Origin of the sequence: Janthinobacterium sp. LPB2021202312-11-4 (assembly GCF_037049705.1) — a bacterium.
Lineage (GTDB): Bacteria > Pseudomonadota > Gammaproteobacteria > Pseudomonadales > Pseudomonadaceae > Aquipseudomonas.
The window spans coordinates 1-25649 of sequence record NZ_JBAGKV010000003.1 but is presented as its reverse complement, the minus strand read 5'-3'; the positions used below and the strand labels follow the sequence as shown (position 1 = coordinate 25649).

The 25649-nt window shown below is 61.2% G+C and carries 23 protein-coding genes; 9 read left to right on the top strand and 14 right to left on the bottom strand.

Translation table 11 applies throughout. From position 1 onward, the window contains the following. Window positions 1-69: 69 nt before the first annotated feature. Complete coding sequence (locus V5E99_RS04085) at window positions 70-1467, bottom strand: NarK family nitrate/nitrite MFS transporter (protein ID WP_499801140.1); 1398 nt, start codon at window positions 1465-1467, stop codon at window positions 70-72. Beyond that, window positions 1445-2710, bottom strand: coding sequence for an MFS transporter (locus tag V5E99_RS04080; protein ID WP_499801502.1), 1266 nt, complete (start codon window positions 2708-2710; stop codon window positions 1445-1447). The genes V5E99_RS04085 and V5E99_RS04080 overlap by 23 nt, the downstream gene beginning before the upstream one ends. A 343-nt stretch (window positions 2711-3053) precedes the next feature. On the opposite strand from V5E99_RS04080, the gene V5E99_RS04075 reads away from it, so the two are divergent. From V5E99_RS04075 to V5E99_RS04060, 4 genes are all read left to right on the top strand, one after another. After that, window positions 3054-4856 carry a HAMP domain-containing protein gene (locus tag V5E99_RS04075; protein ID WP_499801139.1) on the top strand — a complete coding sequence of 601 codons (1803 nt, stop codon included), beginning with the start codon at window positions 3054-3056 and terminating at the stop codon, window positions 4854-4856. After that, window positions 4853-5500, top strand: a complete 648-nt coding sequence (gene narL / locus V5E99_RS04070; RefSeq protein WP_499801138.1) for a two-component system response regulator NarL — start codon at window positions 4853-4855, stop codon at window positions 5498-5500. The genes V5E99_RS04075 and narL overlap by 4 nt, the downstream gene beginning before the upstream one ends. Window positions 5501-5586: 86 nt before the next feature. Then, the gene (locus V5E99_RS04065; protein WP_499801137.1) at window positions 5587-6261 is read left to right on the top strand and encodes a Crp/Fnr family transcriptional regulator; all 675 of its coding nucleotides are present in this window, start codon (window positions 5587-5589) and stop codon (window positions 6259-6261) included. Window positions 6262-6335: 74 nt separating this feature from the next. Beyond that, window positions 6336-6734 carry a putative zinc-binding protein gene (locus V5E99_RS04060; RefSeq protein WP_499801136.1) on the top strand — a complete coding sequence of 133 codons (399 nt, stop codon included), beginning with the start codon at window positions 6336-6338 and terminating at the stop codon, window positions 6732-6734. Window positions 6735-6866: 132 nt separating this feature from the next. Here V5E99_RS04060 and ubiT read toward each other — a convergent pair whose 3' ends face one another. From ubiT to norR, 7 genes are all read right to left on the bottom strand, one after another. Continuing rightward, window positions 6867-7337 (bottom strand): ubiquinone anaerobic biosynthesis accessory factor UbiT, encoded by a 471-nt coding sequence (gene ubiT, locus V5E99_RS04055; protein ID WP_499801135.1) that lies wholly within the window; start codon window positions 7335-7337, stop codon window positions 6867-6869. Beyond that, the gene (locus tag V5E99_RS04050) at window positions 7331-8221 is read right to left on the bottom strand and encodes a U32 family peptidase (protein ID WP_499801133.1); all 891 of its coding nucleotides are present in this window, start codon (window positions 8219-8221) and stop codon (window positions 7331-7333) included. Before V5E99_RS04050 ends, ubiT begins: the two co-directional genes overlap by 7 nt. 10 nt (window positions 8222-8231) lie before the next feature. Further along, window positions 8232-9227: a ubiquinone anaerobic biosynthesis protein UbiU gene (gene ubiU, locus V5E99_RS04045; protein WP_499801131.1), complete on the bottom strand. Its 996-nt coding sequence runs from the start codon at window positions 9225-9227 to the stop codon at window positions 8232-8234. A 132-nt stretch (window positions 9228-9359) separates the two neighbouring features. Beyond that, entirely contained in the window at window positions 9360-10595 is a 1236-nt protein-coding gene (locus V5E99_RS04040) for a molybdopterin molybdotransferase MoeA (RefSeq protein WP_499801130.1), read from the bottom strand. After that, window positions 10592-11146, bottom strand: coding sequence for a molybdenum cofactor biosynthesis protein B (gene moaB / locus V5E99_RS04035; protein WP_499801128.1), 555 nt, complete (start codon window positions 11144-11146; stop codon window positions 10592-10594). Before moaB ends, V5E99_RS04040 begins: the two co-directional genes overlap by 4 nt. A gap of 100 nt (window positions 11147-11246) precedes the next feature. Then, a complete protein-coding gene (gene pdxH / locus V5E99_RS04030) occupies window positions 11247-11894 on the bottom strand; it encodes a pyridoxamine 5'-phosphate oxidase (RefSeq protein WP_499801126.1) in 648 nt (215 codons plus the stop codon). An 88-nt stretch (window positions 11895-11982) separates the two neighbouring features. Then, on the bottom strand, window positions 11983-13512 hold the full coding sequence (norR, locus tag V5E99_RS04025) for a nitric oxide reductase transcriptional regulator NorR (protein WP_499801124.1): 1530 nt from the start codon (window positions 13510-13512) through the stop codon (window positions 11983-11985). Between the two features lie 155 nt (window positions 13513-13667). On the opposite strand from norR, the gene ytfE reads away from it, so the two are divergent. After that, window positions 13668-14342 carry an iron-sulfur cluster repair protein YtfE gene (ytfE, locus tag V5E99_RS04020; RefSeq protein ID WP_499801122.1) on the top strand — a complete coding sequence of 225 codons (675 nt, stop codon included), beginning with the start codon at window positions 13668-13670 and terminating at the stop codon, window positions 14340-14342. Window positions 14343-14415: 73 nt separating this feature from the next. Here the strand turns inward: ytfE and V5E99_RS04015 are convergent, their stop codons facing one another. Together V5E99_RS04015 and V5E99_RS04010 are read right to left on the bottom strand one after the other, a co-directional pair. Further along, complete coding sequence (locus tag V5E99_RS04015; RefSeq protein ID WP_499801121.1) at window positions 14416-14856, bottom strand: hypothetical protein; 441 nt, start codon at window positions 14854-14856, stop codon at window positions 14416-14418. Between the two features lie 25 nt (window positions 14857-14881). Next, window positions 14882-16072, bottom strand: a complete 1191-nt coding sequence (locus V5E99_RS04010) for an NnrS family protein (protein WP_499801119.1) — start codon at window positions 16070-16072, stop codon at window positions 14882-14884. Between the two features lie 484 nt (window positions 16073-16556). Between V5E99_RS04010 and V5E99_RS04005 the strand changes: the two genes are divergently transcribed. Both V5E99_RS04005 and V5E99_RS04000 read left to right on the top strand, forming a co-directional pair. Continuing rightward, the gene (locus tag V5E99_RS04005; RefSeq protein ID WP_499801117.1) at window positions 16557-17240 is read left to right on the top strand and encodes a Crp/Fnr family transcriptional regulator; all 684 of its coding nucleotides are present in this window, start codon (window positions 16557-16559) and stop codon (window positions 17238-17240) included. Further along, on the top strand, window positions 17237-17437 hold the full coding sequence (locus tag V5E99_RS04000) for a hypothetical protein (protein WP_499801116.1): 201 nt from the start codon (window positions 17237-17239) through the stop codon (window positions 17435-17437). The genes V5E99_RS04005 and V5E99_RS04000 overlap by 4 nt, the downstream gene beginning before the upstream one ends. A gap of 11 nt (window positions 17438-17448) precedes the next feature. Here the strand turns inward: V5E99_RS04000 and V5E99_RS03995 are convergent, their stop codons facing one another. From V5E99_RS03995 to V5E99_RS03985, 3 genes are all read right to left on the bottom strand, one after another. Next, window positions 17449-19290 carry a nitric oxide reductase activation protein NorD gene (locus V5E99_RS03995; RefSeq protein WP_499801114.1) on the bottom strand — a complete coding sequence of 614 codons (1842 nt, stop codon included), beginning with the start codon at window positions 19288-19290 and terminating at the stop codon, window positions 17449-17451. A 78-nt stretch (window positions 19291-19368) separates the two neighbouring features. Next, window positions 19369-20796: a cbb3-type cytochrome c oxidase subunit I gene (locus V5E99_RS03990; RefSeq protein ID WP_499801112.1), complete on the bottom strand. Its 1428-nt coding sequence runs from the start codon at window positions 20794-20796 to the stop codon at window positions 19369-19371. A gap of 3 nt (window positions 20797-20799) precedes the next feature. Next, window positions 20800-21240 carry a c-type cytochrome gene (locus V5E99_RS03985; RefSeq protein WP_499801110.1) on the bottom strand — a complete coding sequence of 147 codons (441 nt, stop codon included), beginning with the start codon at window positions 21238-21240 and terminating at the stop codon, window positions 20800-20802. A gap of 348 nt (window positions 21241-21588) precedes the next feature. On the opposite strand from V5E99_RS03985, the gene V5E99_RS03980 reads away from it, so the two are divergent. Both V5E99_RS03980 and V5E99_RS03975 read left to right on the top strand, forming a co-directional pair. Then, window positions 21589-25221, top strand: coding sequence for a toxin VasX (locus V5E99_RS03980; protein ID WP_499801108.1), 3633 nt, complete (start codon window positions 21589-21591; stop codon window positions 25219-25221). Beyond that, window positions 25205-25649 (top strand): hypothetical protein (locus V5E99_RS03975; RefSeq protein WP_499801106.1); only part of this gene is annotated, 445 nt, incomplete at its 3' end. The genes V5E99_RS03980 and V5E99_RS03975, both read left to right, overlap by 17 nt.

Sequence of the window (25649 nt, the reverse complement as noted above, 5' to 3'; positions counted from 1 at the left end):
GTGTACACCTCTCAGGCTTGCTGCGGGGTTCTGTGCCCCGCCCACGCAATGGTTGGATTCGGGCTCGACTCAGCAGGGTGTCGCGGCGCCTTTGCGCGCGTACCACCACCAGGTCACCACGATGCAGCTCAGGTAAAAGCCGACGAACATGTAGAAGGCCATCTCCGGGCCGCCGGTCTGGGCCATCGAAGTGCCGAAGGATTTGGGAATGAAGAACGCACCGAAGGCGCCCATGGCCGAACTGAAGCCCAGGACGGCGGCCGATTCCTTGCCGGCATCCTTGAGGGCCTGTTCGCGCACGGCGGGTGGTTTTCCGGCAGCACCCTTTTCATGCAGGGTGCGGAAGATCACCGGGATCATGCGGAAGGTGGAGCCGTTGCCCACGCCGGTGGTGATGAACAGCAACATGAACATGCCGAGGAAGCCGTAGAAGTTGCCGCCCGAACCGTTCTGGGGCAAAAAGTGCAGCACACCGAAGACCATCACGATCATCAGTACGAAGTTCCATAAGGTCACTTTCGCGCCGCCGAGTTTGTCCGCCAGCCAGCCGCCCAATGGGCGCACCAGTGCACCGACCAACGGGCCGAGGAAGGCGAATTTCAAGGCGATGACGTCCGGAAAGGAGGTCTTGATCAGCAGCGGAAACGCTGCGGAAAAGCCGATGAACGAACCGAAGGTCGCCAGGTACAACCAGCACATCAGCCAGTTGTGCTTGCGTTTGAAGATCACCGCCTGCTCGCTGAACGATGCGCGGGCGCTGGACAAGTCATTCATGCCGAACCACGCCAGCACCGTCACCAGCACAATGAACGGCACCCAGATGAACCCGGCGTTTTGCAGCCACAACTGACCACCGTCGGCCAGCACTTGTGGCTTGCCGCCGATGAAGCCGAACACGCCGAAGGTAATCACCAGCGGCACACAGAACTGCATCACCGAAACGCCCAGGTTACCCAGCCCGGCATTCAGGCCCAGGGCGGTGCCCTGCTGGGACTTGGGATAGAAGAAACTGATGTTGGACATGCTCGAGGCGAAGTTGCCGCCACCAAAACCGCAGAGCAAGGCGATCAGCACGAACACGCTGTAGGAGGTGCTCGGGTCTTGCACCGCGAAGCCCATCCAGATCGACGGCAATAACAATGACGCGGTGCTCACGGCGGTCCAGCGCCGGCCACCGAAGATCGGCACCATGAACGAATAGAAGACGCGCAGGGTCGCCCCGGACAATCCCGGCAACGCCGCCAGCCAGAACAACTGGTCGGTGGTGAAGCTGAAGCCGATGGCGTTCAACCGCACGATCACCGTGCTCCAGACCATCCACACCGCAAAGGCCAACAGCAGTGCGGGAATGGAGATCCACAGGTTGCGGGTGGCGGTCTGTTTGCCGCTACTTCCCCAGAACGCAGGGTCCTCGGGGCGCCAGTCGTGGATGACCGGGCCTTTGTCAGGCTTTTGCAGAACGGACATGTTCTTCTCCTTGGGCAATGCTGGAAAACGGGGACGAGGTCGCTGGCGGCTGTTTGCCCAGCAGCGGGCGTTTGCGTATTTCGCTGAAGTACATCCAGGTGAGGGAGACCCAGACCACGCCGTACATCAACATGAAGCAGGAAGAGCGCACGCCGGTGAGGTCCACCAGGGCGCCGAACAGGATCGGCAGCACGAAGCCGCCCAGACCGCCCGCGAGGCCGACGATGCCGGACACCGCGCCCATGTTTTGCGGGTAGTCATTGGCGATGTATTTGAAGACCGAGGCCTTGCCGAACGCGAAGGCGATGCCCATGACGAACAGCAGCACGGTGAACAACGCAGGGTTGAGGCCGATGTGGAAACTCACCGGGCCGTTGATGGACTGCACTTGCAGTTGGGTCTGTGGGTACGAGAGCAGGAACAGGCAGATCCAGCTGACCCACAACACCCACCAGGTCACGCTTTGCGCGCCCCAGCGATCCGACATCCAGCCGCCGACGGCACGCAGCACGCCACCGGGCAGGGAGAAGCAGGCCGCCAGCAACGCGGCGCTTTGCAGGCTGAAACCGTATTCCTGCACGTAGTACTTGGTCATCCACAACGCGAGGCCGACATAGCCGCCGAAGACGATCGAGTAGTACTGGCAGTAGCGCCACACCGCAGGGTCTTTCAGGGAACTCAATTGCTCGCGCAGACTGGCGCCGGTGGCACTGCGGTGCTCCTTGTTTTCGGCACTGAGAAACCAGAACAGCAACGCGGTGATAAAGAGGATGGCGCTAAAGACTTTCGGCACCAGTTGCCAGCTACCGGCGGCGATCAGGGCCGGGGCGAGGAACTTGGTCACCGCCGCCCCCGCGTTACCGGCGCCGAAGATGCCCATCGCGAAACCCTGGTTCTCCTTGTCGAACCATTTGGCGACGTAGGCAATCCCCACCGAAAACGAGCCGCCGGCCAGGCCGACGAACAAGCCCAGGACCAAAAACTGCCAGTAAGCAGTGGCGTGGCTGATCAGGTACAACGGCGCGACGCAGGCCAGCATCAGCACGAAGAACACGCTGCGCCCGCCAAAGCGGTCGGTCAGCAGGCCCAGGGGCAAACGCGCCAGCGAGCCGGTCAGCACCGGGGTGGCGGCCAGCAGGCCAAATTGGGTTTCGTTGAGCTGGAGCAGTTCCTTGATCGGCACGCCGAGCACGGCGAACATCATCCAGACCATAAAACACACGGTGAAGGCCAGCGTGCTCATGCCCAGCACCAAGCCTTGTCGTACACGGGGTTGGGTCACAATGTTCTCCAGTCAGTTAGCCATGGCTGCAGACTAGGGACGCCAACCCCGCAAAAACTTGATCCATGTCAACGAAGCCCAAGCGGGCTTGGGCCTATGCTTGCACCGTCTACCTCTAAGGAGGTAGTTCATGGATACCTGAAAAGCCTTTATTTATCAGCCTCTTAAGGTTTTTCAGCGACACCATTGCTGACAGGGAGCGGTCGACAACTCTTTAGAGGTAGCGCACCCGGGACTGGATGCAAAACCGCATTCCGGGGCGCTCCATGCTCAGTTTCCGTGTCTTTCCCCAGGATCAGCGCTGATGATGCGCTGGTTGCGCAGCTCCCTGCCCGCTCGCGCCGGGCTGGCGGTGATCCTCATCGCCATACTCGCCCTCTCCAGTTCGTTGAGCGCCGGTTTGATCGCCTGGTTCAGCCAGGGCGATGCCGCCGCCATCAACACCGCCGGTTCGGTGCGCATGGAGACTTACCACCTGAGCTGGAAACTGGCCGCTGGCGCCCCCGCCGAAGAAATCGCCGTCATCACCGACAGCCTGCAAACCCGTCTCAATAGCCAGTCCCTCAAAGCGGTGCTGGAAGACGGCCCGACCACCGATCTGCAAATCAGCTATGGGCAAATCCAGCAACGCTGGAACGAGGATTTGCACCCGGCACTTGAACGTGGCGATGCGGCCACTTTTCAGACGATGGCCCTTCCGTTCGTTGAACAAATGAACCAGTTCGTCAGCCTGTTGCAGCGCCAAAGCGAGCAGAAACAAGGCTGGCAACAGGTGATTCAGGGCCTCGCCCTGTTCACCACCATGATCGTCCTGCTGCTGGGGCTCTACGAGTTGCAGTACGGTGTGGTCACGCCGCTGCAAGAGTTGGTCGCCGCCACCCAGCGCTTTCGACGCGGTGAGTTCCAGGTGCGGGTCAACCATCAGTCCCAGGACGAACTGGGCCAGTTGGCCACCAGTTTCAACGCCATGGCCGAGACGATTGAACAATCCCATCGCACGCTTGAAAGTCAGGTCCAGCAAAAAACCCTGAACCTGCAACAAGCCAACGCGGCCCTGGAATTGCTCTATCAAAGCAGTCGAAGCCTGGCCACGCGGCTGGCCAATGCCGAGGGGCTGGATGAATTGATCCGGAGCTTCCAGCAACGCCTGCCCGGCTTGCGCCTGTCGCTGTGCCTGCAAGGCCAATTGCAGGCACCGGCCCAACAGTTGCTGGCCTTGCATGGCGCAAACAGCCGGGAAGTCTGCGCCAGCAGCGATTGCGCTACTTGCCAGAAACACCACAAGGCCAGCCCGCAAACGTTCAGCATCAGCAACCAGGGCAATGAACTGGGTGAGCTCAAGGCCCACTTTGTCGACGGGCATCCCGCGCAAGCCTGGGAAACCCAACTGATCCAGGCCTTGGCCAACCTGATCGGCACCTCGCTGTCGCTCAAACGCCAACGGGAACAGGATCATCGCCTGCTGCTACTTGAAGAGCGCACGATCATCGCCCGCGAGCTGCACGATTCACTGGCCCAGGCCCTGTCCTACATGAAGCTGCAAGTCAGCCGCATGCAGACCCTGATGCGCCGTGGCGAGCCGGTCGAAACCCTGGAAGGCGTGACCGCCGAATTGCGCGAGGGGCTGAACAATGCCTACCGCCAGCTACGTGAATTGCTGACGACCTTCCGCTTGCAGATTCACGACGCGGGCCTGGTGCAGGAACTCAAGGACACCGCCGAGGAGTTCTCCCGACGCGGCGAATTCCAGGTGCACCTGCACGTCGACGCCCTGGCCTTTCAGCTTTCGGCGAGCGAGCAAATCCATATTTTGCAGATCACCCGCGAGGCACTCTCCAACTGCCTGCGCCACGCCCACGCGCAAAACGCCTGGCTGGAACTGCGCCAGGACGGCGAAACCGTCAGGCTCTCGGTCGAAGACGACGGGCGCGGCTTCAGCGGCAACGTCGATCAGCGTGAACACCACGGCCTGAACATCATGGATGAGCGGGCTCGCAGCTTGCGTGGCCAGCTACAGATTTTTTCCAGGGAACCGCAAGGCACCCTCGTCCAACTGGAATTCCACCCGGAGTTTCTCGGTCAGCAAACAGAAGGTAGCGTCACATGAACCCGTCCCCACGACATAAAATCCTGCTGGTCGACGATCATCCAATGATGCGTCGCGGCATCCGCCAGATGCTCGAACTCGAAGATGATTTCCTGATTGTCGGCGAAGCCAACCATGGCGAAGAAGCGCTCAGCCTGATCGAACCGCTGCAGCCGGACCTGGTCTTGCTCGACAACAACATGCCGCAGATGAATGGCATTGAAACCCTGCGCCGATTACGGGCCATGCATTACACCGGCAAAGTGCTGCTGTTTACCGTATCGGATGCCGAAGACGACATTCGCGATGCCTTGCGCCTGGATGCCGACGGTTATCTGCTCAAGGACATGGAGCCCGAATTGCTGATCCAGTACATCCGCGATGCCCTGAATGGCGCGCTGGTCATCAGCCCGGGCCTGACGCAAGTCATGGCCCAGGCGTTGCGCTCACCGCCGCGCCAAACGGTGGTGGAGCTGACCGAACGCGAACGCCAAGTGTTGAAAACCATCGCCAGCGGCTTCAGCAACAAGGTTATCGGGCACAAGCTGGGCATCACCGAGGGAACGGTCAAGGTTCACGTCAAGAACCTGCTGCACAAACTGGGTTTGCGTTCGCGGGTTGAAGCGGCGGTGTGGGCCATGGAGCATCTGCGCAGTGCCGGCTGAGGGATATGCCTCCTTGGAGGTAGGCCGGCAGAGGCATAGGTCAACCGCCCCGCGCTCTCTACTATGACCGTCAGCGGAGGTACGCCATGCTGACCCACCCTTCCATCGTTTTAACGCTGCGTCGTCATCATCTGTTCAGCCAATTGCCGGAGAAAGTCTTCGAAGAAGTCTGTGGCCTGGCCATGCTCAAGCGCCTGCCGTGCCACAGCACGCTGATGCACCAGGGCGATCCGGCCAAGCGCTTTTTCCTGCTGGTCAGCGGCCAGATCAAGCTGTACCGCCTCACCGGCGAAGGCCAGGAAAACCTGGTGGAAATCATCCAGCCCGGCCAGACCTTCGCCGAAGCCCTGCTCTTCAGTCAGGCCCGGACTTACCCGGTCAGCGGCACCGCCCTCAAGGACAGCGTGCTGGTCAGTATCGAGGGCCACCATTACCGCAACGCTCTGGAGGACCAGCCGAAAGTCTGCCTGGCGATCCTGGCGAGCATGAGCGTTCATCTGCACTTGCGCCTGCGGGATATCGACACCCTGACCATGGCGAGCGCGAGCCGGCGGGTGATCAATTTTCTGTTCCAGGAACGCAACCCGGTCACCGGCCTGATTGTCTTGCAGGTGTCCAAACGCCTGGTGGCGTCGAAGCTGGGGATTCAACCGGAAACCTTTTCGCGGATTTTGCATCGCCTGGTCGAGTGCGGCCTGATCGAGATGGAGCGACGCAATATCAACATCCTCGCGGAAAAGGACCTGGCCGACTTCCAATAGGCAAAATTGACTGCAATCAATGCGCAATACCCCCGGCCTTGCACACTGGAGGAGCCCAACCATGGAGAACGTCAATGTCCCCTTCAACCTTGCCTCTGGTTTACTCCTGCTCCGGCTGCTCCAACGTTGCCCAACTGGCCAATAACCTGGCCGTGCGACTGGATCGCAGCGGCGTGGCGGAAATGTCCTGCATTGTCGGGGTCGGCGGCCATGTGACCGCGCTGGTCAACAAGGCGCGCTCGGGACGGCGGATCTTCGCGCTGGACGGCTGCCCGCTGCAATGCGTCGAAAACTGCCTGAAACAGCATGGCTTGCATGCCGATGTGCACCTGATTCTCAGCCATTACGGGCTGCGTAAACGCTACGGTGAAGACTGCACGCAGGCGCAGAGTGATGAGCTGTTCGAGGGGATCAAGCAGTTGATTGCCAGCGATGCCCGCCAGTACGAAAACCGGCCAGAAACGACAGCCTGAAGCACAACAAAAAACCTGATGTGGGAGCGGGCTTGCTCGCGAAGGCGGTGTGACAGTCAATGTTGATGTCGACTGATACACCGCCTTCGCGAGCAAGCCCGCTCCCACAGGTTAATGGGTGTTCACGGGGGGTTACTGCGCGGCCAACCCCTTCCCTGCCCGCTCCAGATTGCGCCACAACCAGACTGGCAAGACGTCAGGGTCAAGGCTGTCGATCAGGTTCTTCAGCGCCAGGCCCAGTTCGGTATCGCCCTCAATGACCAGGCGCCGGCGAAAAAACAGCGTGTCCGGATCTTCCTGACGGCTGGCCAGCAGCAGAAACTCTCGCCAATTGCCACTGATGGTCACATGAGCGCGCGCCTGCCTGGCAATTTGCAAGCCTTCGCGGCCCAGGGTCAGGTACCAGGACAATCCCAGATCCGGAATGCGCAGGCACAGCCAACGCCCCCGCAGCACTTCGAATTCACCGTCGCGCAACGGCTCGGCGAGGCAGCGATTCAGCGCTTGTTGCAGCGCCAGGCGCTGCACGGCAAAGGGCACGCGGCGCACCAGCGGCAGCAAGCGGTCGGCCCCTTTCAACAGCCACTTTTTCCGGTTCAACACAGGCCAACCTCCTCGACGCGCAGCATGCCGGCCTGGCCATGCCAGTAGCCGTTGCAGCCTTCGACAAACAGCGGCGGTGTCTCGCCCAGACGAACCCGTTGATAAGCCTCGATCACCTCGGCCATACCTTGCGCACGCGGACTCAGGCGCAGCAGATCGGCACCGCAGGCCACCAGCCCGGAATAATCGGCCAGCAGATTGGTCACTTCCGCCGACATCGTTTGGATGCCGTTAAGGGTGAACAACGGCTGCCCTTCCTGACTGGTCAGCGCCAGACCATCCGGGTAGTTGATGCAGCAGAACTGGCAGTCATCCTTCGGCCGGTTTTCCGCACGGGCGGTAAAGCAGCGGGCGGAATAGGCCAACGGCAAATGCCCGTAGGCGAAGATTTCCACCTCCGGTACTGGGCGGCCGAGTTCGCGGACCTGCTCGATCACATCGCCAATCAACGCTGCCGAACATTCCACTGGCGGCACCCAACGGGTCATTCCACAGTCCAGCAATTGCGTCAGCGCATGCCCGTTGTACAAGTTGAGCGCCGGGCCGCCCACGAACGGCAACTTGCGCTCGGCCAGAAACTGCACCGCGCCCATGTCGTTGGCTTCCACCAGCAATTGGCCGTTGTCACAGAGCCGGCGCAGGCTGGAGAGTTCGGACGCGGCTTCGATCAGGGTCAGGCTGGAGATCACCAACTGGGCCTGGCTGCAGCTCTGCAACTCGCGCCCCAGCCCCAGCCATTGATCCAGTGAAAAAGACCGGCGTTTCGAACACACGGTTTCCCCCAGGTAAATCACATCCAGGGGCAAGGCCGACATCTCGGCGTAAAAGTGACTGAGTTGCGCTTTGTCCCAATAGAACAGGACCGGCCCAAGACTGAGCTTCATGTTCTGCCCCTCATTGCCATGATCGATGATAAGCACCCAGGGTGGTCTGGCTGCCTTCGGACAAGCCGGCCAGCACCTGGCGCCATTCCTCCTTGACCCGAAAACTGCCCGGCGAACCGCGATGGGCATCCAGCGCCGCCCGCCAGACGCGGGTGACTTGCTCGACATAGGCCGGGCTGCGTTGACGACCTTCGATCTTGACCGCTTCGACGCCGATGGCGGTCAATTCCGGGAGCAAGTCGAGGGTGTCGAGGCTGGTGGGTTCCTCCAGCGCATGAAAGCGTTTGCCGTCCACCAGGAAGCGGCCCTTGCACAAGGTCGGATAACCGGCCGGTTCGTCCGGGGTGTAGCGGTCGATCAGCACTTCGCTGAGTCGCGCGCTCAAGCCTTGGGCGTCCTCGCTCCAGCGCACCGCCTTCGCCGGCGAACAGACACCGCACAGGTTCGGCGACTCGCCGGTGATGTAGGAAGACAAGTGGCAACGCCCTTCGGCCATGATGCACAAGCTGCCAAAACCAAACACTTCGATGGGCACCGGGCTGTTCGCGGCGACCTGGCGCACCTGCGCCAGCGACAACACCCGTGGCAACACGGCGCGGCGAATGCCGTAGCGCTGAGCATAAAACGCCAGCGCCGCAGCATGGGTTGCCGACCCCTGGACCGACAGGTGCAAAGCCAATTGCGGATGGCGTTGACTGGCATAGTTGAGCACCCCGGGGTCGGCGGCGATCAGTGCATCCACGCCGAAATCGGCGGCCCGATCCACGGCCCGTTGCCAGCGTTCCCAGCCCTTGGGTTGCGGGTAGGTGTTGACCGCGACATAGAGTTTGCGTTGATGCTGGCGGATGTGGGCGACCGCAGCGTCAAACTGCTTGTCGTCCATGTTCAGGCCCGCAAAATGCCGGGCGTTGGTGTCATCGCGAAAACCGACATAGACGGCATCCGCGCCTTGGCGCACCGCCGCTTTAAGCGCAGGCAGATTCCCTGCCGGACAGACCAGTTGCATGGGTAATCCTCATGAGAAAACGCGTCTCGACCCTCCTCGCAGGCCAGGGATGCCCCGCCTCGCCAGGATCGAAAAATGCGCTGCCAGTCTAGCGAGACCGGCAGGCACGACCTTGACGGCAATCAATTGCACTCAATGCATCAAGTCGGCAAAGGACAGGAACATCACGTTGTCGTGCTTGAGCACTTGCTGCTCGCACTCGATCACCGCCAGCCCATCGGCCCAGCACGCGGCCGTCAACATCGCCGAGCTTTGCTGAGGGTGCAGCTCCACGCTCAACTGGCCGTCAGCGCCGGGGGTCAATCGGGCCCGCAGGTACTGGCGGCGTTTGTTGCGTTGCAACCAGTCGAACCCGGCCGGCACGGCCAATGGCACCGGCATCACATCAGTGACGCCCTGCGCCCGGAGCAGGAACGGCCGCACGACCACCAACGCGGTAATCAGCGCCGCCGAGGGATTGCCCGGCATGCCGATCCAGGGTTTGCCGGCGACGTCGCCGAAGGCCAGGGGTTTACCCGGTTGAATGGCCAGCCGCCAGAAATCCAGACTGCCCAGTTCCTCGATCGCCTGTTTGAGATGGTCTTCCTCGCCGACCGAGACGCCACCGGAACTCAGCAGCAAGTCGCACTCCGACGACGCCAGGCTCAAGGCGTGGCGGCTGGCGGCCAACTCATCTGCCATGACGCCGTAGTCGTGCACCTCGACGCCCCAGCCGCGCAACAACGCGGCCAGGCAATAGCGATTGCTGTTGTAAATCTGCCCGCGTGCCAAGGCGTCGCCCGGTTCGCGCAGCTCATTGCCGCTGCTGAGCAAACAGACCTGCAACGGTCGATACACCGCAACCCGCGCCACGCCGGCACCCGCCAGCAGTCCCAGTTCCTGGGCGCGCAGGCGTTTGCCGGCCTTGAGCAACAGATCCCCACGGCGCACCTCTTCACCTTCCTGGCGCACGTGATCGCCGGTGTTGACCGGCGGCAACCAGACTCGCTCGCCTTCGATCCGGCAGCGCTCTTGCGGCACCACCGTATCGGCACCCGCCGGCAGCGGCGCACCGGTAAAAATCTGTACTGCGTGCTGCGCGAGCAAGGGTGAGCCGGCCGGGTCCCCCGCCGCTATTCGCCCACCCACCGGCAAGTAACCACCCTGGGATGGCAGGTCAGCCGCCCGCAGCGCGTAACCGTCCATGGCGCTGTTGTCCCAGGCCGGCAGATTCACCAGGGAATGGATGTCCGTCGCCAGCACCCGGCCCAACGCTTGCTCCAGGCCGATCATTTGCGCCAGCGGCGGTGACGGTGCCTGATCCAGCAGACGGTGGATGGCCTCGTCCACCGGGATCAGGTGGCCAAGGTCGCACACCCGAGCAGTCATGAGCGTGTCTCGCAGGCGTCGATACCCTGCTGCGCTTGCGGCTTCAAATGCGGGGCGAAATTGCACGGGCCGGTGCGACTGTCCAGTTGTTCCAGCAGGATCATGTTCCAGGCAGTTCGGCAGGCACCCGGCGAACCCGGGACGCAACACACCAGCACGCCGTTGCTCATCCCGGCCAGGGCCCGGGACTGCAAACTGGACATGCCGATTTCCGCCAGGGACACCTGCCGGAACAGTTCGCCGAAACCTTCAACATGTTTGTCGAGTAACGGCAGGACCGCTTGCGGCGTGTTATCCCGGGCGGTGAAACCGGTGCCACCGGTCATCAGTACCACTTGCACCATGGGGTCGGCGATCCACCGGGAAACGGTGGCGCGGATCTGATAAATGTCGTCCTTGACCAGCCCCCGGTCGATCAACACATGCCCGGCGGTTTGCAGCAAATCGGTCAGGGTCTGCCCCGAGGTGTCGGTGTCAAAGGTGCGTGTATCACTGATGGTCAGCACGGCAATGTTCAGGGGAACAAAGGTGCGTTGCGCCAAATGGGCCATATCCAAGCCTTCCCGTCGATGAGGATTTGGCCAAGCCTGAACCGGAATCGTGGCCTGGCCTATTCCTCCAACGAGGTACCTCCACAGGGCGGCTTGAGGCTCAAGGCGCCAGGCGCGAGCGACACCATTCGCCGTTCTGCAAACGGTAATCGAGGCGGTCATGCAGGCGGTCGGCGCGCCCCTGCCAGAACTCCAGACGCTCGGGCCGCAGGCAGTAGCCGCCCCAGTGTTCCGGTCTCGGCACGGTCTGGCCGACGAAACGTTTGATGGTGTCGGCCAGCAGCGAATCAAGTGTCGCCCGACTGGCCAGCGGCCGGCTCTGCGGTGACGCCCAGGCGCCCAGGCGACTGGCCACCGAGCGTGAATCGAAGTACTCATCCGAAAGCTGCGGATCGAGCCTGGACACCTGGCCTTCAATCCGCACCTGACGCTCCAGCCCCGGCCAGAAGAAGGTCATGGCGGCATTCGGGTTGGCGGCCAGTTGCAGGCCCTTGTCGCTCTGGTAATTGCCGAAAAAGGTAAAACCCTCGTCGCTCAAGCCCTTGAGCAGCAGGACCCGGCAGTGGGGGCGCCCTTCACTGTCGACCGTCGACAGCATCATGCTGTTGGCCTCGACCGGCGCGCACTCGGTGTCCCGTGCCTGCTGCATCCACTGGCGGAACATGGCCAGGGGATCGTCCAGCGCCGCTTCATCCTGCAAGCCATTAAGGGTGTAGTTGCGGCGCATCTGGGCCAGGGAAAGTGGCATGACGGTGATCTCCGGAGGGTTTGGCCCAGTGTGCGAGCCACTGAGCCAAGCCACCTTGATCACCATCAACATGCCGCACCGCTGCGGCCTACTTGAGACGAAGACGCCGGGCCAGTTTGTGCAGATTGCTGGGATCGACTTCCAGCAGTCGCGCGGCGCTGGCCCAGTTCTCCCCGGAAAGCCTCAGGGCCTGGAGAATTTTTTGCCGCTGACAGTCATCAACCGCGTCGCCCAAGGCCTGGAACGGCGCATCAGACGTCACCTCTGGCGGCCGCTCGACGAGACTGCCCGACGCACCCATTGCGCTGTCGAGATCGAGGACTTGCGGCTCCAGCGTCATGATCAGCGCGCGACTGGTGCCGCGACTGAGTTGCTTCAACGCGGCGCGGCTGATCACATGCTCCAGTTCGCGCACATTGCCCGGCCAGGTGTACGCCAGCAAGGCCCGCTCGGCGGCGGGCGACAAACGCAAACCCCGCAGGCCGAGCCGCGCCCGATTGAGTTCCAGGAAATGCCCGGCGAGCATCAACACATCGTTGCCGCGCTCGCGCAGGGGCGGAATCGGCACCGGGTACACCGAGAGCCGGTGATACAGGTCAGCCCGAAACAGGCCGTCGCGGATGCTGTCGGGCAGGTGCCGGTTGGTCGCGGCGATGATCCGCACGTCCACATGCAACGGTTTGTCCGCCCCCAGCCGCTGGATCTCGCCGTTCTGCAAGGTGCGCAGCAGCTTCGCCTGAACGCTTAACGGCAACTCACCGACTTCATCGAGAAACAGTGTGCCACCGTTGGCCGCATCGAAACGTCCGGCGCGGTCGCTGGTGGCGCCGGAAAACGCACCTTTGACATGCCCGAACAACTCACTCTCGGCCAGCGATTCCGGCAGCGCCGCGCAGTTGACCTGTATCAGCGGCTTGTGGCTGCGCCGCGACAAACGATGCAGGCGTCGGGCAAACAACTCTTTGCCCACGCCGGTCTCGCCCAGCAACAACACCGGCAGATCGGAATCGGCCAGCACATCCAGTTCATTGAGCAACTGGTGCAACACCTCGCTCTGGCCGAGGATTTCGCCTTCGTCGGCGGGCGTGCGCACGTCTTGAAGATCGCTGCGGGACAAGCGCAGGCTGCGGTTTTCCTGTTCGAGCCGGGTGACGCGCACGGCGGCTTCGATCTGCAAGGTGCAACGCTTGAGCTCCTCCCGCGCCCGGCTGTCGAAGGTGCCGGCATGCAACGCATCGAGGGTGATGGCGCCCCAGATCCGGCCCTCCACGTACAGGCTCACACCCATGCAGTCATGCACTGGCAGCGGTTCGCCGACATGGTTGTCGAGCAAGCCGTCATAGGGGTCCGGCAGGCGGCTGTCAGGCTCGAACCAGGTCGGCTCCCGTGACGCCATGATCGCGGCCAGTCGCGGATGCTGAGCGATGACAAACCGGCGGCCCAACGCTTCATGGACCAACCCCACCGTCGCCACAGGCCTGAGGCTGTCTTCATCCAGACGCAGCAATCCCACGGCGCCGCTGTTGAAATATTCGCGCAGGGTCTGCACCAGTCGTTGCAACCGCACGGCATTGGGCAACTCGACAATCAGGTCGGCTGCCAGGCTTTCTCGCAGCATGGTAGTAATCACCCTTTATGGTTCGATTCACCCTAAAGCCTCAGGGTGGCTATCACCACAACTAAAAATTAATCCATATTTATCAGTCAGTTAAATATGGCATGCCGGATGCAATAGGCCTGGGGAACCGTTGAAAATCCCAACAAGGAACCCCGATGAGCCAAACCCTAGTGGAACAAAGTCTCGGCCAACTGGCCTGCGACATTCCCGGCGCCACCCGGATTTTTCACACCTTCAAACTGGACTTCTGTTGCGGCGGGCACAAAAGCCTGCGCGAAGCGGCCGTGGCCAAAGACCTCGACCCGATGCTGATTGCCGATGCCCTGCACAATCTGCAAGACGCCGGCGAAACCCAGCACGACTGGCGCAGCGAACCGTCGGAACTGTTGATCGCCCACCTCCTGGCGCGCTACCACGCCCGCCACCGCGAGCAACTGCCGGAACTGATTCGCCTGGCCCGCCGGGTCGAGCACGTCCACGGCGCACGCAACAGTTGCCCCAATGGCTTGGCCGACCTGCTGACCGACATTCAACAAGAACTCGAAGGCCACATGCTCAAGGAAGAACAAGTGCTCTTCCCGATGCTGCAACAGGGCATCGGCCCCCAGGCTGCGCCGCCGATCCAGGTGCTGCGTTTCGAACATGATCAACATGGCCAAGCGTTGGAGGCACTGCTGGCACTGACCAACAACATCACCCCGCCAGCGGACGCCTGTAACACCTGGCGCGCCTTGTATCGCGGGCTGCTGGAGTTTCGCGATGACCTGATGCAGCACATTCATCTGGAGAACAATGTGCTGTTCGTTAATGCCCTGAACCCTCGTCACTGATCGATTGCCGCTGACACCGAACCCGCGCCAGCCCACCGGTTGTCGCGGGTTTTGTCTGTAGGCCTTTTGCTGCTCAGCCATGCCAATAGAACATGGCCTTGGCGAGGATCACGATCAACACCATGTGCCCGAGGATGCTGCGGCGAATCCAGCTCGCCCGGGCGGTGGTCAGGCGTGCGCTTTTCAGCCAATACGCCAACAGCAAATAATGGCCAATGATGCTCAGGGCCAACAGGATCTTCAGGCTCAGCAAGGTGCCAAAACTGCTGGCCAGCGGCTGACTCAAGGCGCCCCGGTATTGCCACGCCAAGCTGATGCCGGCGCCATACAACAGCAACACCACGCCATGCAGCACCTTGCGCGAACGCACGGCAATCGCCTGATCCGCTGTCGACTGGGGCGCATCCAGCAACTGCTGGCGGGCGTGATGCCAGATCACCACTTCGAAAAACAGCGTGCCGATGAAGGCGATCGCCGCGAGCAAGTGTGTCACCAGCAAAAAGGGATACAGCACTGACCACCTCCTTCCATTCGCCGGCTCAACCCGGATGACCGTCAACCCGAGTTCGCAGCAGCATCGGCCCGTAACGCCAGGCGTACAACGCAAATGCCAGCGCCCAGCACAGACCGGCCAGCCACAACGCCATCAGGGGCAAGAACAGGATCAACACGACCCGACTGAGGCACGCCAGATTGAGCAAAATAAACGCCAGGGTCATGCCCGACGGCGGTTCCAGGGGGCGGCCGGTATGACCCAGGCTGACCCGTGCGATCATCGCCAACACCAGGCCGCCCATCGCACCGATCGTCAGGCAATGTACCGCCAGGCTCGGGTTGATCGGCACGCCGAAATGCCACAGCGCCATGCCCAGGCACGCCACCGCCAACCAGCCATACGCCAGGTGCAACGACCACAGTAACGGCACATGCCAGAGTGCCCGGTCATGCCAGCGAACCAGGCGTATCAGATGCCCCGCCGCCAACAGCGCAAACAACAGGCCCACGCCGATATTCGGGGAAAGCGCCGGGCCTGCGGCATACAGCAGCGCCACCAGCGGCGAGCCGAGCAACAGCAGCCAATCCAGCCACGGCCACGGCGCAACGGCTTCGACCCGGCCGAGGCCGCGCTGGGTAAAGAACGGAATGACCCGCCCGCCGATCAAGCCCATCATTGCCGCCACCAGCCAGATGCCGGTCAGTACGCCTTGGCGCTGCCAGCCTTCATGACCTTCGACCACGCCATAAAGGGACAACCCGTCGGCCACCGCCAACAGCAGCAACACCGCCACAATCGGGTAGTTACGTTTCTGCCGCACCTTCCACAAGGTGAAGCCCATGACCAACGCCACCGCCAGCGGGAACGCCAATTCCAGCACCGCGAGCAGCGGCCACGGCACGTTGATCAGCCATGCCACTCGCGTGCACAACCACAGCAGCGCCAGGGCGGCCAACGGCTTGCCGCTAAGGCCGGGGCGACCGCTCCAGGTCTGCACGGCGGTCAGCAGAAAACCCGCGATGATCGCCAGCCCGAACCCGAACAGCAGTTCATGCCGATGCCAGCCCAGCCAGCCGCCGGCCGGTGTCCAGTGGCCAAGCAAACCGCTGAAAGCGGCCAGCCAGAGCGGTATGACCAACACCGCCAACAGGCAGCCCGCGAGGAAAAATGGCCGGAAGGCCAGCCGTAACAGCGGCGGGATCGCCATCGCTTTACGGCGCTCAAGCACTTGCATAACGCGACTCCTCTAACGTGTTGCAGACCTGACACTCACCCGCAAGCGTCGAGGTAGATCCGGGGCCGATCATCGGGTATTGGCGTTCAAACGCCGTTGTCGCAGATCAAGAGTGCAAGGGCCGTGCCCCGGGGCCCATCAGCGCCAGGGCTGGCGCCGGCGAGCACAACGCAGATCCGATCAGGGTACAAATGACCCTTATAGGGTCATTAAAACCCTAAACAGCAGGGTCTTTTTTACCCTTTCAACTAACACAGCCCCGCCGGCAAGGGCTTCCAGGCATGGCCCGCGTCTTGCTCAAGCCTTCCCATGCTTTAGCAACCCTCAACCCCGTTCGCGTACCTGGAGTCGTCATGAAAAAAGTCATTCAGCCACTGGCCTGGCTTGTGGTGTTGACCTCAGTCCTGGCCCTGGCCAGCAGCCTTTCCCTGGGCCTGGTCTGACTCAATCGCCAGCCCTTTCTCAACCTTCAGGATCAATTGCCATGGTGCTTCATCGCGTCCACCACCAGATTTTGCGCAGTCATCATTTGTTCGAACCGTTAAACGAAGAACAGCTGGATGAATTGATGAGCACCAGCCACTTGCTGAGCATCGACAAAGGCGAGCCGCTGTTTCGTCAGGGCGAGCCGGCCGATTCGTTCTATTTCGTGATTGCCGGGGCGGTGAAAATCTACCGGCTGACACCCGATGGGCAGGAGAAAGTGTTTGAAGTCATCGGCGATCGGCAAACCTTCGCCGAGGCAATGATGTTGATGGACACTCCCAACTACGTGGCCTCGGCCGAGGCGGTCTGCCCCACTCAGCTCTACCGCTTATCCAACAGCACTTACATGCGTTTGCTTCAAAGCAACAGCCGGCTGACCTTCGCGTTGCTCGGCAAGCTCTGCGTGCGCTTGCACCAACGGGTCAATGAAATCGAAACCTTGTCCCTGAAAAACGCCACCCACCGGGTCGTGCGTTACCTGCTGACGCAACTGGTGCGCTTGCAACCGGTCGACAGCCAATTCGAGCTGCCGATGGCCAAGCAACTGATCGCCGGGCATCTGTCGATCCAGCCGGAAACCTTTTCACGGATCATTCGCCGCCTGATCGATGAAAAAATCATCACGCAGGACGGTCGCCAGATCGCCATTCTGGATCGTCTGCGCCTGGAGCAATTCGAGTGAACACCCTGCCCGTCTGCCTGTATTGCCAAAAACCCAACCCCTCCAAACAAGCCGAATGCCTGCAATGCGGCATGCCCCTGCCGGCGATGGCGGAACGGGCCCAGGCACGCCGGCTGCGCCGGTTCCGGTGGTTCTGCATCGGCCTGACGATTTTTTGCATCGCGATGTTTTTCGGTTTGCCGCGCGGCATCAGTTGATGCCGCTTGGCTCAAGGCTGAGTCAGTTGGCGATACAGCTGCGGCAAACGCAGCGGTAGTTGCTCGGGCTGACGGATCAAGGTGTAGCCATTGGCGCCGAACATGTACGGCAGATAATCCCCGGCCTCGCGGTCAATGGTGATGCAGAACGGCGTCAGTCCTTGACGCCGGGCCTCCAGCACCGCCTCGCGGGTGTCTTCAACACCGTAGCGGCCCTCGTATAAATCCAGATCATTCGGTTTGCCATCGGTCAGCAGCAACAACAGTTTGCTGCGCCGCTTGCTGTGGCTCAGCAGTTGCGTGGCCTGGCGAATCGCGGCGCCCATGCGCGTGTAATACCCCGGTTTCAGCCCTTGGATACGCCCCCGCGTGTTGTCGTCATAACGCTGGCTGAAGGACTTGAGTTCCTGCATCCGCACTTGCTGGCGGCGCAGCGAGGAAAACCCGTACAGGGCGAAATCATCCCCCAACCCCGACAGGGTTTCGCCAAACAGCAACAGCGTGTCGCGGATGACATCAATCACTCGATGCTCATCGTTCAGGTGCGCGTCGGTGGACATCGACACATCGGCCAGCAACAGGCAGGCCAGGTCGCGGCGAGTCTGGCGTTGCTCCATGAACAGACCGCGCTCGGCACACTGGCCATGCTCGCGTTCAACGTGAAAATCCAGCCAGGCCTGCAGGTCCAGTTCCGAGCCCTGGGTTTGCTGGCGCAACCACTGCCGGTCATTGCGCAAGTGCTCGAATTGGCGCCGCAGACGCTGCGCCGACACTTTCAGCCGTGGCGGCAGCGGCTGCGCTTCACAGTCCCGGGGCACCAGCATTTGCAGATTGACGAAGGCGTCCTGCATTTGCTGTTTGCGATAGTCCCACTCCGGCAACTTGATGCCCTCGCCCAAGGGAATATCGTCGACATCCGCCGGTGGCAAATCCAGGTGCAGCTTCAAGCCACCGCCCTTGCGCAGCCGGGTGCGCGACAGGGTCAATTCGTCCAGGTCGTCGGCGACCCTGGCGGCGTCCGGGTCTTCGCGGTCATCCGACCAGCGATCCAGGTCCACGTGCTCGGTCCAACTGAACAGGTTCTCCAGGCGCACCACCAGCAAGCCGCCGTCACGGGGGCTGTCATCGATGCGTTTGGCACGTTTGCGTCCGCCTTTCTGCTCGCCGGGCGGCGTCGCCAATGACTCTTCGGATTCATCCCCCAGATCGGCCGCCAGCGGGCTAGCCAGATGTTGCGGCGGGTACAACCACAACGGCAACGGCCACGCCGCCCGTTCGCTGCGCGGAAACGCCTCGACACTGCCCGGCTCGCGCAACGCCTGGCATAAGGCGCGCTCCAGTGCCGCTTCGCTACGGCTCAACGAGGCCGGGTCCGGGCGCAACTGCAGGTGGGCGTCGACCAGGCGCTGGTAGCGTGGAAGCAACGCTGGATAGCGCCGCAACAGCCGCTGGGTCCAGCGCTGGTTGTCCCGGCCCCAATGGCGCATCGGACCGGCTTGCGCCGCCAGCAACGCGAGCCAGCGATAGAGTTCCTCATTCAGCGCAACTTCAGGGAATACCGCCAGGCTCGACGGCAGCCGCAGGGTGTTCTCGTCACACCAGGCCAAGGGCACTTGTTTGCAAGTGCCGGCGATCTGCTGCAGTACGTTGCGCCGCAGCAACAGCGCGCGGTCGCTGGCCGCTTCCACGCCCATGCCACTGGCGCCGCCCATGGCGCGGAACAACAGCGCCAGCGGGCGTTGCTGGCTGATCAGTTCAACCCGTGCTTCGGGGAAATCCGGGCTGGCGCGCCGGGTGATGAAGCGATGCCAGACACTGCCTACCCACTCTTCCAGTTCGACGGTAAAGGCCATGTTGTTTGCCCTGCTTGGAAAGCAAAAAAACGGCCCGCTGTATCAGCCGGGCCGACCTTTTCTAACGGTTATCCCGACTCATGAAGGCACCACCGCCGCCGGAGCACGCAAGGCTGCGCGCCCCCGCTGCTTGAAGCTGAACAAATAGCAGAGCAGCCCCGCGAGGAAACCGACCCCGGCCGCCAGACGCGCCCAGAACAGCACCTGCAAATGTTCGACCGTGGCCATGAACGGCAACGCGATTCCGTCGGGCTGCCAGCGTTGCAGGTAGACCTGCACGACACCGGCAGCGGTCAAGAACAGCGTGATCATCACCATCGACAAGGTCATCATCCAGAAGCCCCAGATCTCCAGGGTCTGCGAGCGTTCGTCGCCGGCTTCACCCAGCCCGCGCAAGCGCGGCATGGCGTAGCTGATCAACGTCATGACGATCATCGCGTAGGCCCCATAGAAGGCCAGGTGACCGTGAGCCGCCGTCAGTTGCGAACCGTGGGTGTAGAAGTTGACCGGGGCCAGGGTGTGCAGAAAACCCCAGACGCCCGCACCGAAGAAAGCCGTTACCGTGGTGCCCTTGGCCCACAACGTCGCGGCGCGGTTCGGGTGTTGTCGACGCCGGTTCTTCACGGTGGTGAAGGCGAATATCACCATCGCCAGGAAGGGCAACGGCTCCATCGCGGAGAAGATTGAACCAACCCACAACCAGACCTCGGGTGCGCCAATCCAGAAGAAGTGGTGACCCGTGCCGATGATCCCGGTAATCAGCGCCATGGCGATAATCACATAGAGCCATTTCTCCACGACTTCCCGGTCTACGCCGGTGATCTTGATCAGCACGAAGGCCAGCATTGCCCCCATGATCAGCTCCCACACGCCTTCCACCCAAAGATGCACCACCCACCACCAATAGAACTTGTCGCGGGCCAGGTTGCTGGGGTTGTAGAAGGAGAACAGGAAGAACACCGCCAACCCGATCAGCCCGGTCATCATGACCATGCTGACGGTGGTCTTGCGACCTTTGAGCAGGGTCATGCCGATGTTGTACAGAAAGCCCAGGCACACCAGCACAATGCCCATTTTGGTGATGGTCGGTTGCTCCAGAAACTCCCGGCCCATGGTCGGCAGTAACTCGTTGTGGGTCAGCCTCGCCAGGCCGGCATACGGCACCAGCAAGTAACCGAGGATGGTCGCCACACCCGCAGCGGCGAAGACCCAGAACAGGATGATCGCCAGTTTGGGACTGTGCAGTTCACGATCGGCCTCTTCCGGGATCAGGTAGTAGGCAGCGCCCATGAAGCCGAACAGCAACCAGACGATCAGCAGGTTGGTGTGGACCATTCGCGCCACGTTGAAGGGAATGATCGGGAACAGAAAATCCCCGATTACGTATTGCAGGCCCATGATCAAACCGAACAACACCTGACCGAGAAACAGCATCAGGGCGAACACGAAGTACGGTTTGGCCACGGCTTGCGAGGCGAATTTCAGATGCGGATTAGCCATGCTCATCTCTCAGCCCTCCTTGTTTGGCGGCCAGCCATTGGTGTTGATTTTCGAGCTCCATTTGAGGAACTCGGCGATGTCATCCACCTCCTGGTCCGTCAACTTGAACTGAGGCATCGCTCGGCGGCCCGGTACGCCCAACGGCTGCATTTTCATCCAGGCATGCAGGAAGGGTTTGAAGCCGTCCTCTCCACCCCGGCGCTGGAACACGTTGCCCAGCTCAGGCGCAAAGTAGGCGCCCTCGCCCAGCAAGGTGTGGCAGCCGATGCAGTTGTTTTGCTCCCAGACCGTTTTGCCGCGAATCACTGATTCAGTTAATTGCGCTTCATTGCTGCGCTTGGGAAAGGTTTGTTCCGTGTGGTAGGTCAAGGCCAGGAATATCAGGAAGAAGAAGATGCTTCCCCCGAAATAGATATTCCTGGCCATGCCTTTTGTGAAGGTCTCTGACATGGTCGCTTCCTCGTTGCTTGGCCCGACCATGATAGGAAGCTAAGGGTTGAAACCCGCTTGATGGCGATCAAGAAAGCCGGATGGTTTTGGTCGGGTATTCACAGCCAGGCGCCGGGCGACTTGGCGGTGGTAAGGAAACGTACACCGCTTTGCTTCCTACAGCGTTCTACTCGCGGGGTCAGCGCTTTCGACAACGATCCGACTTAACGGACGCGTCCTACATCAAATATCGAATCGCCTGACTGCGCCCCTCTCTTGATCCACGCAAAGTCCCATGCCTTGATCAAGGCATAGGGCTAAGGGAATGTTCAGCGCCGTTAATCTGCTTGAGCTCGAAGGGTCGCAGCCATGACCCATCCTGCGAACCTCGCCGCCGCAGCGGCCTCCAAAACCGCCTTCGGCTCCCCCGGCGCCTGCCCTTTGCGGCAAACCCACGTGCAGCTTCTGCCTGTGCGTTATGGCCTGGTGGAGAAGATCGTTGACCCCAGCGCCAAACTGAAATTGCCCTATGCCCTGCAAACCCGACCGCTGGGCATTCGCATGCTGCGTGACGGCTGGCTGTATGTGATCGACAGCGTCACCGGTCACTTGCACGAATACCGCGTGCTCAACGGTGTGGTCAGCGCCTTGCTGCACAAGGGCGCCAAGGTCGATGGTGATCAACGCACGGCCATCGAAGAACGCCCGGCGCTGATCTTTTCACGGCGCAGCACCTTGCATGTGTGCTTCGCCGAAGTGCAGTGGACCGCCGCCAAATGCGCGCAAGTGACTGACAGCCGCGAGGAGCGCGAGCACTTTATGCAAGCTGTTGACCTCGGCCCGGTGAACTGTGAAACCGGCGGCGAGCATTTACTGACGGTTGGGCAAACCAAGCAGTGGCTGGCGGAGATTGCGACGGTCCCGGCCCAGCAGGCCCAAGCGGAAAAGGACCGTGCCGAGCATGAAAAGGGCTCGCCGCCGGACGCCGTTTTGTTGTCCACGGTGCAGGTCAGCGACGTTCCCGAACATGAGCGCGAACCGTATCTGTGGGAAACCCCGCGACGCTTTCGCGAAGCTCACATCGGCGAGTTTCTCGGGCGGGTGCGCGCGGCGTATCAGGACGACACGTTGTTCCTGGTGGTGCAGGACGACCTCGGCGTGCTGCGTGATCTGGCCGATTATCAAGACACCGTGGTCGGCTGGGTCGATGCCTGGAGCAATGCCGAGCACAACGAACGCAATTACTTGCTGGCGTGCTACATCGAATCCTTGAGCCAGCTCAGCCCGGCGGATGTTGAAAAACTGGCAGAGGTCAGCGACGACCCTCGGACCCAGGCCCTATTCAGCGATCTGGAGCAGTTGCCCGAACCGGACGGGGAACAGACCCGAAAAGCCTTGCTCGACTACCTGAACCGGGGCGGCAACGTCGTGCCGCCGGACGCCCCGGTGTCGCCCGAACTGACGCAAATGCGTCGGGAGGCCGTGGACAAGGCCTATGAAATGAACCGCTTCGACGGCCTCGCGCCGGATGCCACGGCCTACCGCCGCGCCAGTGATGAAGCGGACCTTCGTTACTACACCCGTGAGCATTTCGCGGTCGCCCCCGCCGACTTCGTCGAACGTCATTTGCAGACCCTGGTCAGCCTCGGCAAGGACAACAATCGACGCATCCGCGACCTGCTCGACGGCCCGGTACTCAGCGGCAAACGCGGGGTCAACGATTTCATCGACCGTGAGGCCATGGACAACGAACTGCTTCAGTACCGCGCCGACCTTGGCCGGTGGAACGGCTTGCTCGAACGCATCACCGCCGACCGCACGCAACTGTTGTGTGCCGGACGCTACCACCGCTCGGCGTGGTACTACGACGGGCACGAACCGACGCAACTGGGTCAGGCCTTCAGCGCCGAATACGCCTGCGTCAAAGACATCTGCCGCAGCGATCACGCGAGCCAGGAAATGCTCGGCTACCTGGAAAAACACCCGGAACTGACCCGGCCACTGTTCTACACCTTGCCGCTGCGCCTTCAGCCTGAGCAGGCCGCGCAGTACACCACGTTGCTCAACGCCGGCATGGGCGTGTTCAACAACCTGCCGCACTGGCTGGCCGAACTGAAGAAAATCGAGCAACCGCACCTGCCGGCCCTCGACGACTTGCCCGAACACACCCGCGCCGTCGCTGACGCGGCCCAGCACAGCCTCAGCCCGGCGCTGAACCTGGGCCTGAGCCGGGCGCTGGAAGGCTTCGACCTGACGGCAGAAAAAATCCCCGACCTCGACGAACTGTTCCGGCGCCTGCCCAAAGCGCTGCACATGCGCCTGCTTGATGCGGCGAAAACCACCGGCGTCACCTTCACCGTCGCCACCCCGGCGGAACACACGGCGCTGCAAACCAACCTCAAGGAAATACTCCGCGAGCGCGACTACCTCAAGACCTTGACCCGGGAGCGCAACCAGATCACCCACAACAAAAACCGCCAGGGGCACAGGACACCACGGGCGGTGGAGTTGCAGGGTGAGATCGTGCGGGTGCGTGCGGAGTTGACGCAACTGGAGGGCCGACTGGCCGGGGCGCTGAGCCCGATTGCGGAATTGCCGGATCAGTCGATGCGGTTGTATGGCGCGACGCCGGCTCGGGCGGGGGTGACGCTGGTGTTTCCGCCGGCGCAGCAGATGGAGGTACGGAGTTTGCTGAAGAATATTCGGTTTGGGGTGGAGGGAGTGCCGAATGGGAGTTTGATTAAGAGTGAAGGGATGGGGTTGTTGGTGTTTTTGGTGCAGGGGGTGAATTTGGTAGGGGTTATAAACGAGCTCAAGAAGCAATCCAAAAACAAACGAATTTGGGCTCCTGTTTTTAACGCAGCCGTGGCTACCGGAGCGGCAGGGTTTACAGCAGCACAGAGCCTGGCTGATACCGCTTTGAAGGCGCGGAGCACGGAACTGGTTGCGGGACTTCAGCGCCACGCTTTGCAAAGTGTTCATGTGCAGATGGGGAAAATGCATGTTGGACTGGGTGGTTTTACCTATTTTTTTGGGTTTATTGCATCGTTACTCAGCTCGAATAACCACATCCAGAATTGGCAGCAGGCAACACGCAGCGGAAATAGCTCGTCACAGAGGAGTGCGGCCCTTGCCGGACTGGGCGCGGGCGGCATGACAACCGTTAATGCCTATGGCCTAAGCAATACCGTCCACGCGGGGATCAAAGTTTTGACTGCGCGGAACACTGAAACACGTATAGCTGCGTGGGCCGCTGCGGGGACACGTCTGTCGACGGTGTTCTTCCGGTTCAATTTGGCTGGAGCGTTGTTCACCATACTGGAACTGGGCGGCGCTTGGCTTTACAACCGCTACAACATCAACGCCCACGACAAATGGCTTAAAACCACACCATGGAGCTTGGACGCCGATGAACGTGGCGACCATACGCTGGATGAATATAAAAATTATCTGACGTATTTGCTGTATGCACCGTATGCCCAACTGGGTCCAAACGAGCATGATTCGTGGCTAAAAAATCTGCTGTTAAAGGCCAAACCCAAGGACATTCATCTGGTGCTACCTGGGCTTAAACTCGATGATTTTCAACCGCCATTAGCCGGTCAACCAACCCGACGCTTAGGAATCGGAGCTCACCGCATTTCTCTTCCGCTTCACAGTCGTGGCACACCGCGAGAACGCAAGGACGTCATTAGCGACGAGGTGGCGAACAGCTTGCGCATAGTAGAAACAGGACCCGATCGGTTGGTGCTCTGTCTGCAATATCCAGTGGATATTGATGCCGAATTTACCCCCGCATCCGAAACACTGGAGTTGACGGTTTGCCTACAGACCCTAAACGCCAACGGCGAGTGGATATCTCGCAATCGCGTTCTTCACGTCACCCCCCGAAATGAGGGCCATTTCCCGGCGCTGCCTGCTCAACCTATCAGCGAGCGTCCTCCTATGTTGCTGGTTGAAACCCATCTGCTGGAGCTGGCTGATCATGCCCACCAAGACTGATAACCCCGTGCCTCGCCCGCACCCTGAGCAATCCCGAAAGGCAGGCGATGTCGAGCCGTTCCCTAGTGGGAGGATCACTTACCTGGCGCCTTTGCCGTTGCCGACGAGCATGCCTGCACATGGTCCTCACATAGGGGAATTAAATGATGTTTTCATGGACTTCGGGCTTGGATGGCCGCAGATCTTTTCGTGGCAGGTCATATTAGGCTTGTCTTTCAGCGGTACCTTTATGGTTGTACTCCTGATACCTCTCTTTACCGGCTTCATGTTCTTTTTATTCGGGATGGGCTGGGACGATATTTCTCATGCGATAGCAGGCGTTTTCAATGAGGCCTACGGGGTAGGCTTATTAGGTGGCTTTTTAACGCTACTCATCGGCCTCTTCACCTGGCACCACAACCACAAAAAACGCCTTCAAATCTTCCCCT

What these genes read in the sequence shown, in the direction of transcription:
- V5E99_RS04085 (WP_499801140.1), bottom strand. Translation starts at nt 1,467, where the DNA reads ATGTCCGTTCTGCAAAAGCCTGACAAAGGCCCGGTCATCCACGACTGG.
- V5E99_RS04080 (WP_499801502.1), bottom strand. Translation starts at nt 2,710, where the DNA reads ATGAGCACGCTGGCCTTCACCGTGTGTTTTATGGTCTGGATGATGTTC.
- V5E99_RS04075 (WP_499801139.1), top strand. Translation starts at nt 3,054, where the DNA reads ATGATGCGCTGGTTGCGCAGCTCCCTGCCCGCTCGCGCCGGGCTGGCG.
- narL (WP_499801138.1), top strand. Translation starts at nt 4,853, where the DNA reads ATGAACCCGTCCCCACGACATAAAATCCTGCTGGTCGACGATCATCCA.
- V5E99_RS04065 (WP_499801137.1), top strand. Translation starts at nt 5,587, where the DNA reads ATGCTGACCCACCCTTCCATCGTTTTAACGCTGCGTCGTCATCATCTG.
- V5E99_RS04060 (WP_499801136.1), top strand. Translation starts at nt 6,336, where the DNA reads ATGTCCCCTTCAACCTTGCCTCTGGTTTACTCCTGCTCCGGCTGCTCC.
- V5E99_RS04050 (WP_499801133.1), bottom strand. Translation starts at nt 8,221, where the DNA reads ATGAAGCTCAGTCTTGGGCCGGTCCTGTTCTATTGGGACAAAGCGCAA.
- ubiU (WP_499801131.1), bottom strand. Translation starts at nt 9,227, where the DNA reads ATGCAACTGGTCTGTCCGGCAGGGAATCTGCCTGCGCTTAAAGCGGCG.
- V5E99_RS04040 (WP_499801130.1), bottom strand. Translation starts at nt 10,595, where the DNA reads ATGACTGCTCGGGTGTGCGACCTTGGCCACCTGATCCCGGTGGACGAG.
- moaB (WP_499801128.1), bottom strand. Translation starts at nt 11,146, where the DNA reads ATGGCCCATTTGGCGCAACGCACCTTTGTTCCCCTGAACATTGCCGTG.
- pdxH (WP_499801126.1), bottom strand. Translation starts at nt 11,894, where the DNA reads ATGCCACTTTCCCTGGCCCAGATGCGCCGCAACTACACCCTTAATGGC.
- norR (WP_499801124.1), bottom strand. Translation starts at nt 13,512, where the DNA reads ATGCTGCGAGAAAGCCTGGCAGCCGACCTGATTGTCGAGTTGCCCAAT.
- ytfE (WP_499801122.1), top strand. Translation starts at nt 13,668, where the DNA reads ATGAGCCAAACCCTAGTGGAACAAAGTCTCGGCCAACTGGCCTGCGAC.
- V5E99_RS04010 (WP_499801119.1), bottom strand. Translation starts at nt 16,072, where the DNA reads ATGCAAGTGCTTGAGCGCCGTAAAGCGATGGCGATCCCGCCGCTGTTA.
- V5E99_RS04005 (WP_499801117.1), top strand. Translation starts at nt 16,557, where the DNA reads ATGGTGCTTCATCGCGTCCACCACCAGATTTTGCGCAGTCATCATTTG.
- V5E99_RS03995 (WP_499801114.1), bottom strand. Translation starts at nt 19,290, where the DNA reads ATGGCCTTTACCGTCGAACTGGAAGAGTGGGTAGGCAGTGTCTGGCAT.
- V5E99_RS03990 (WP_499801112.1), bottom strand. Translation starts at nt 20,796, where the DNA reads ATGAGCATGGCTAATCCGCATCTGAAATTCGCCTCGCAAGCCGTGGCC.
- V5E99_RS03985 (WP_499801110.1), bottom strand. Translation starts at nt 21,240, where the DNA reads ATGTCAGAGACCTTCACAAAAGGCATGGCCAGGAATATCTATTTCGGG.
- V5E99_RS03980 (WP_499801108.1), top strand. Translation starts at nt 21,589, where the DNA reads ATGACCCATCCTGCGAACCTCGCCGCCGCAGCGGCCTCCAAAACCGCC.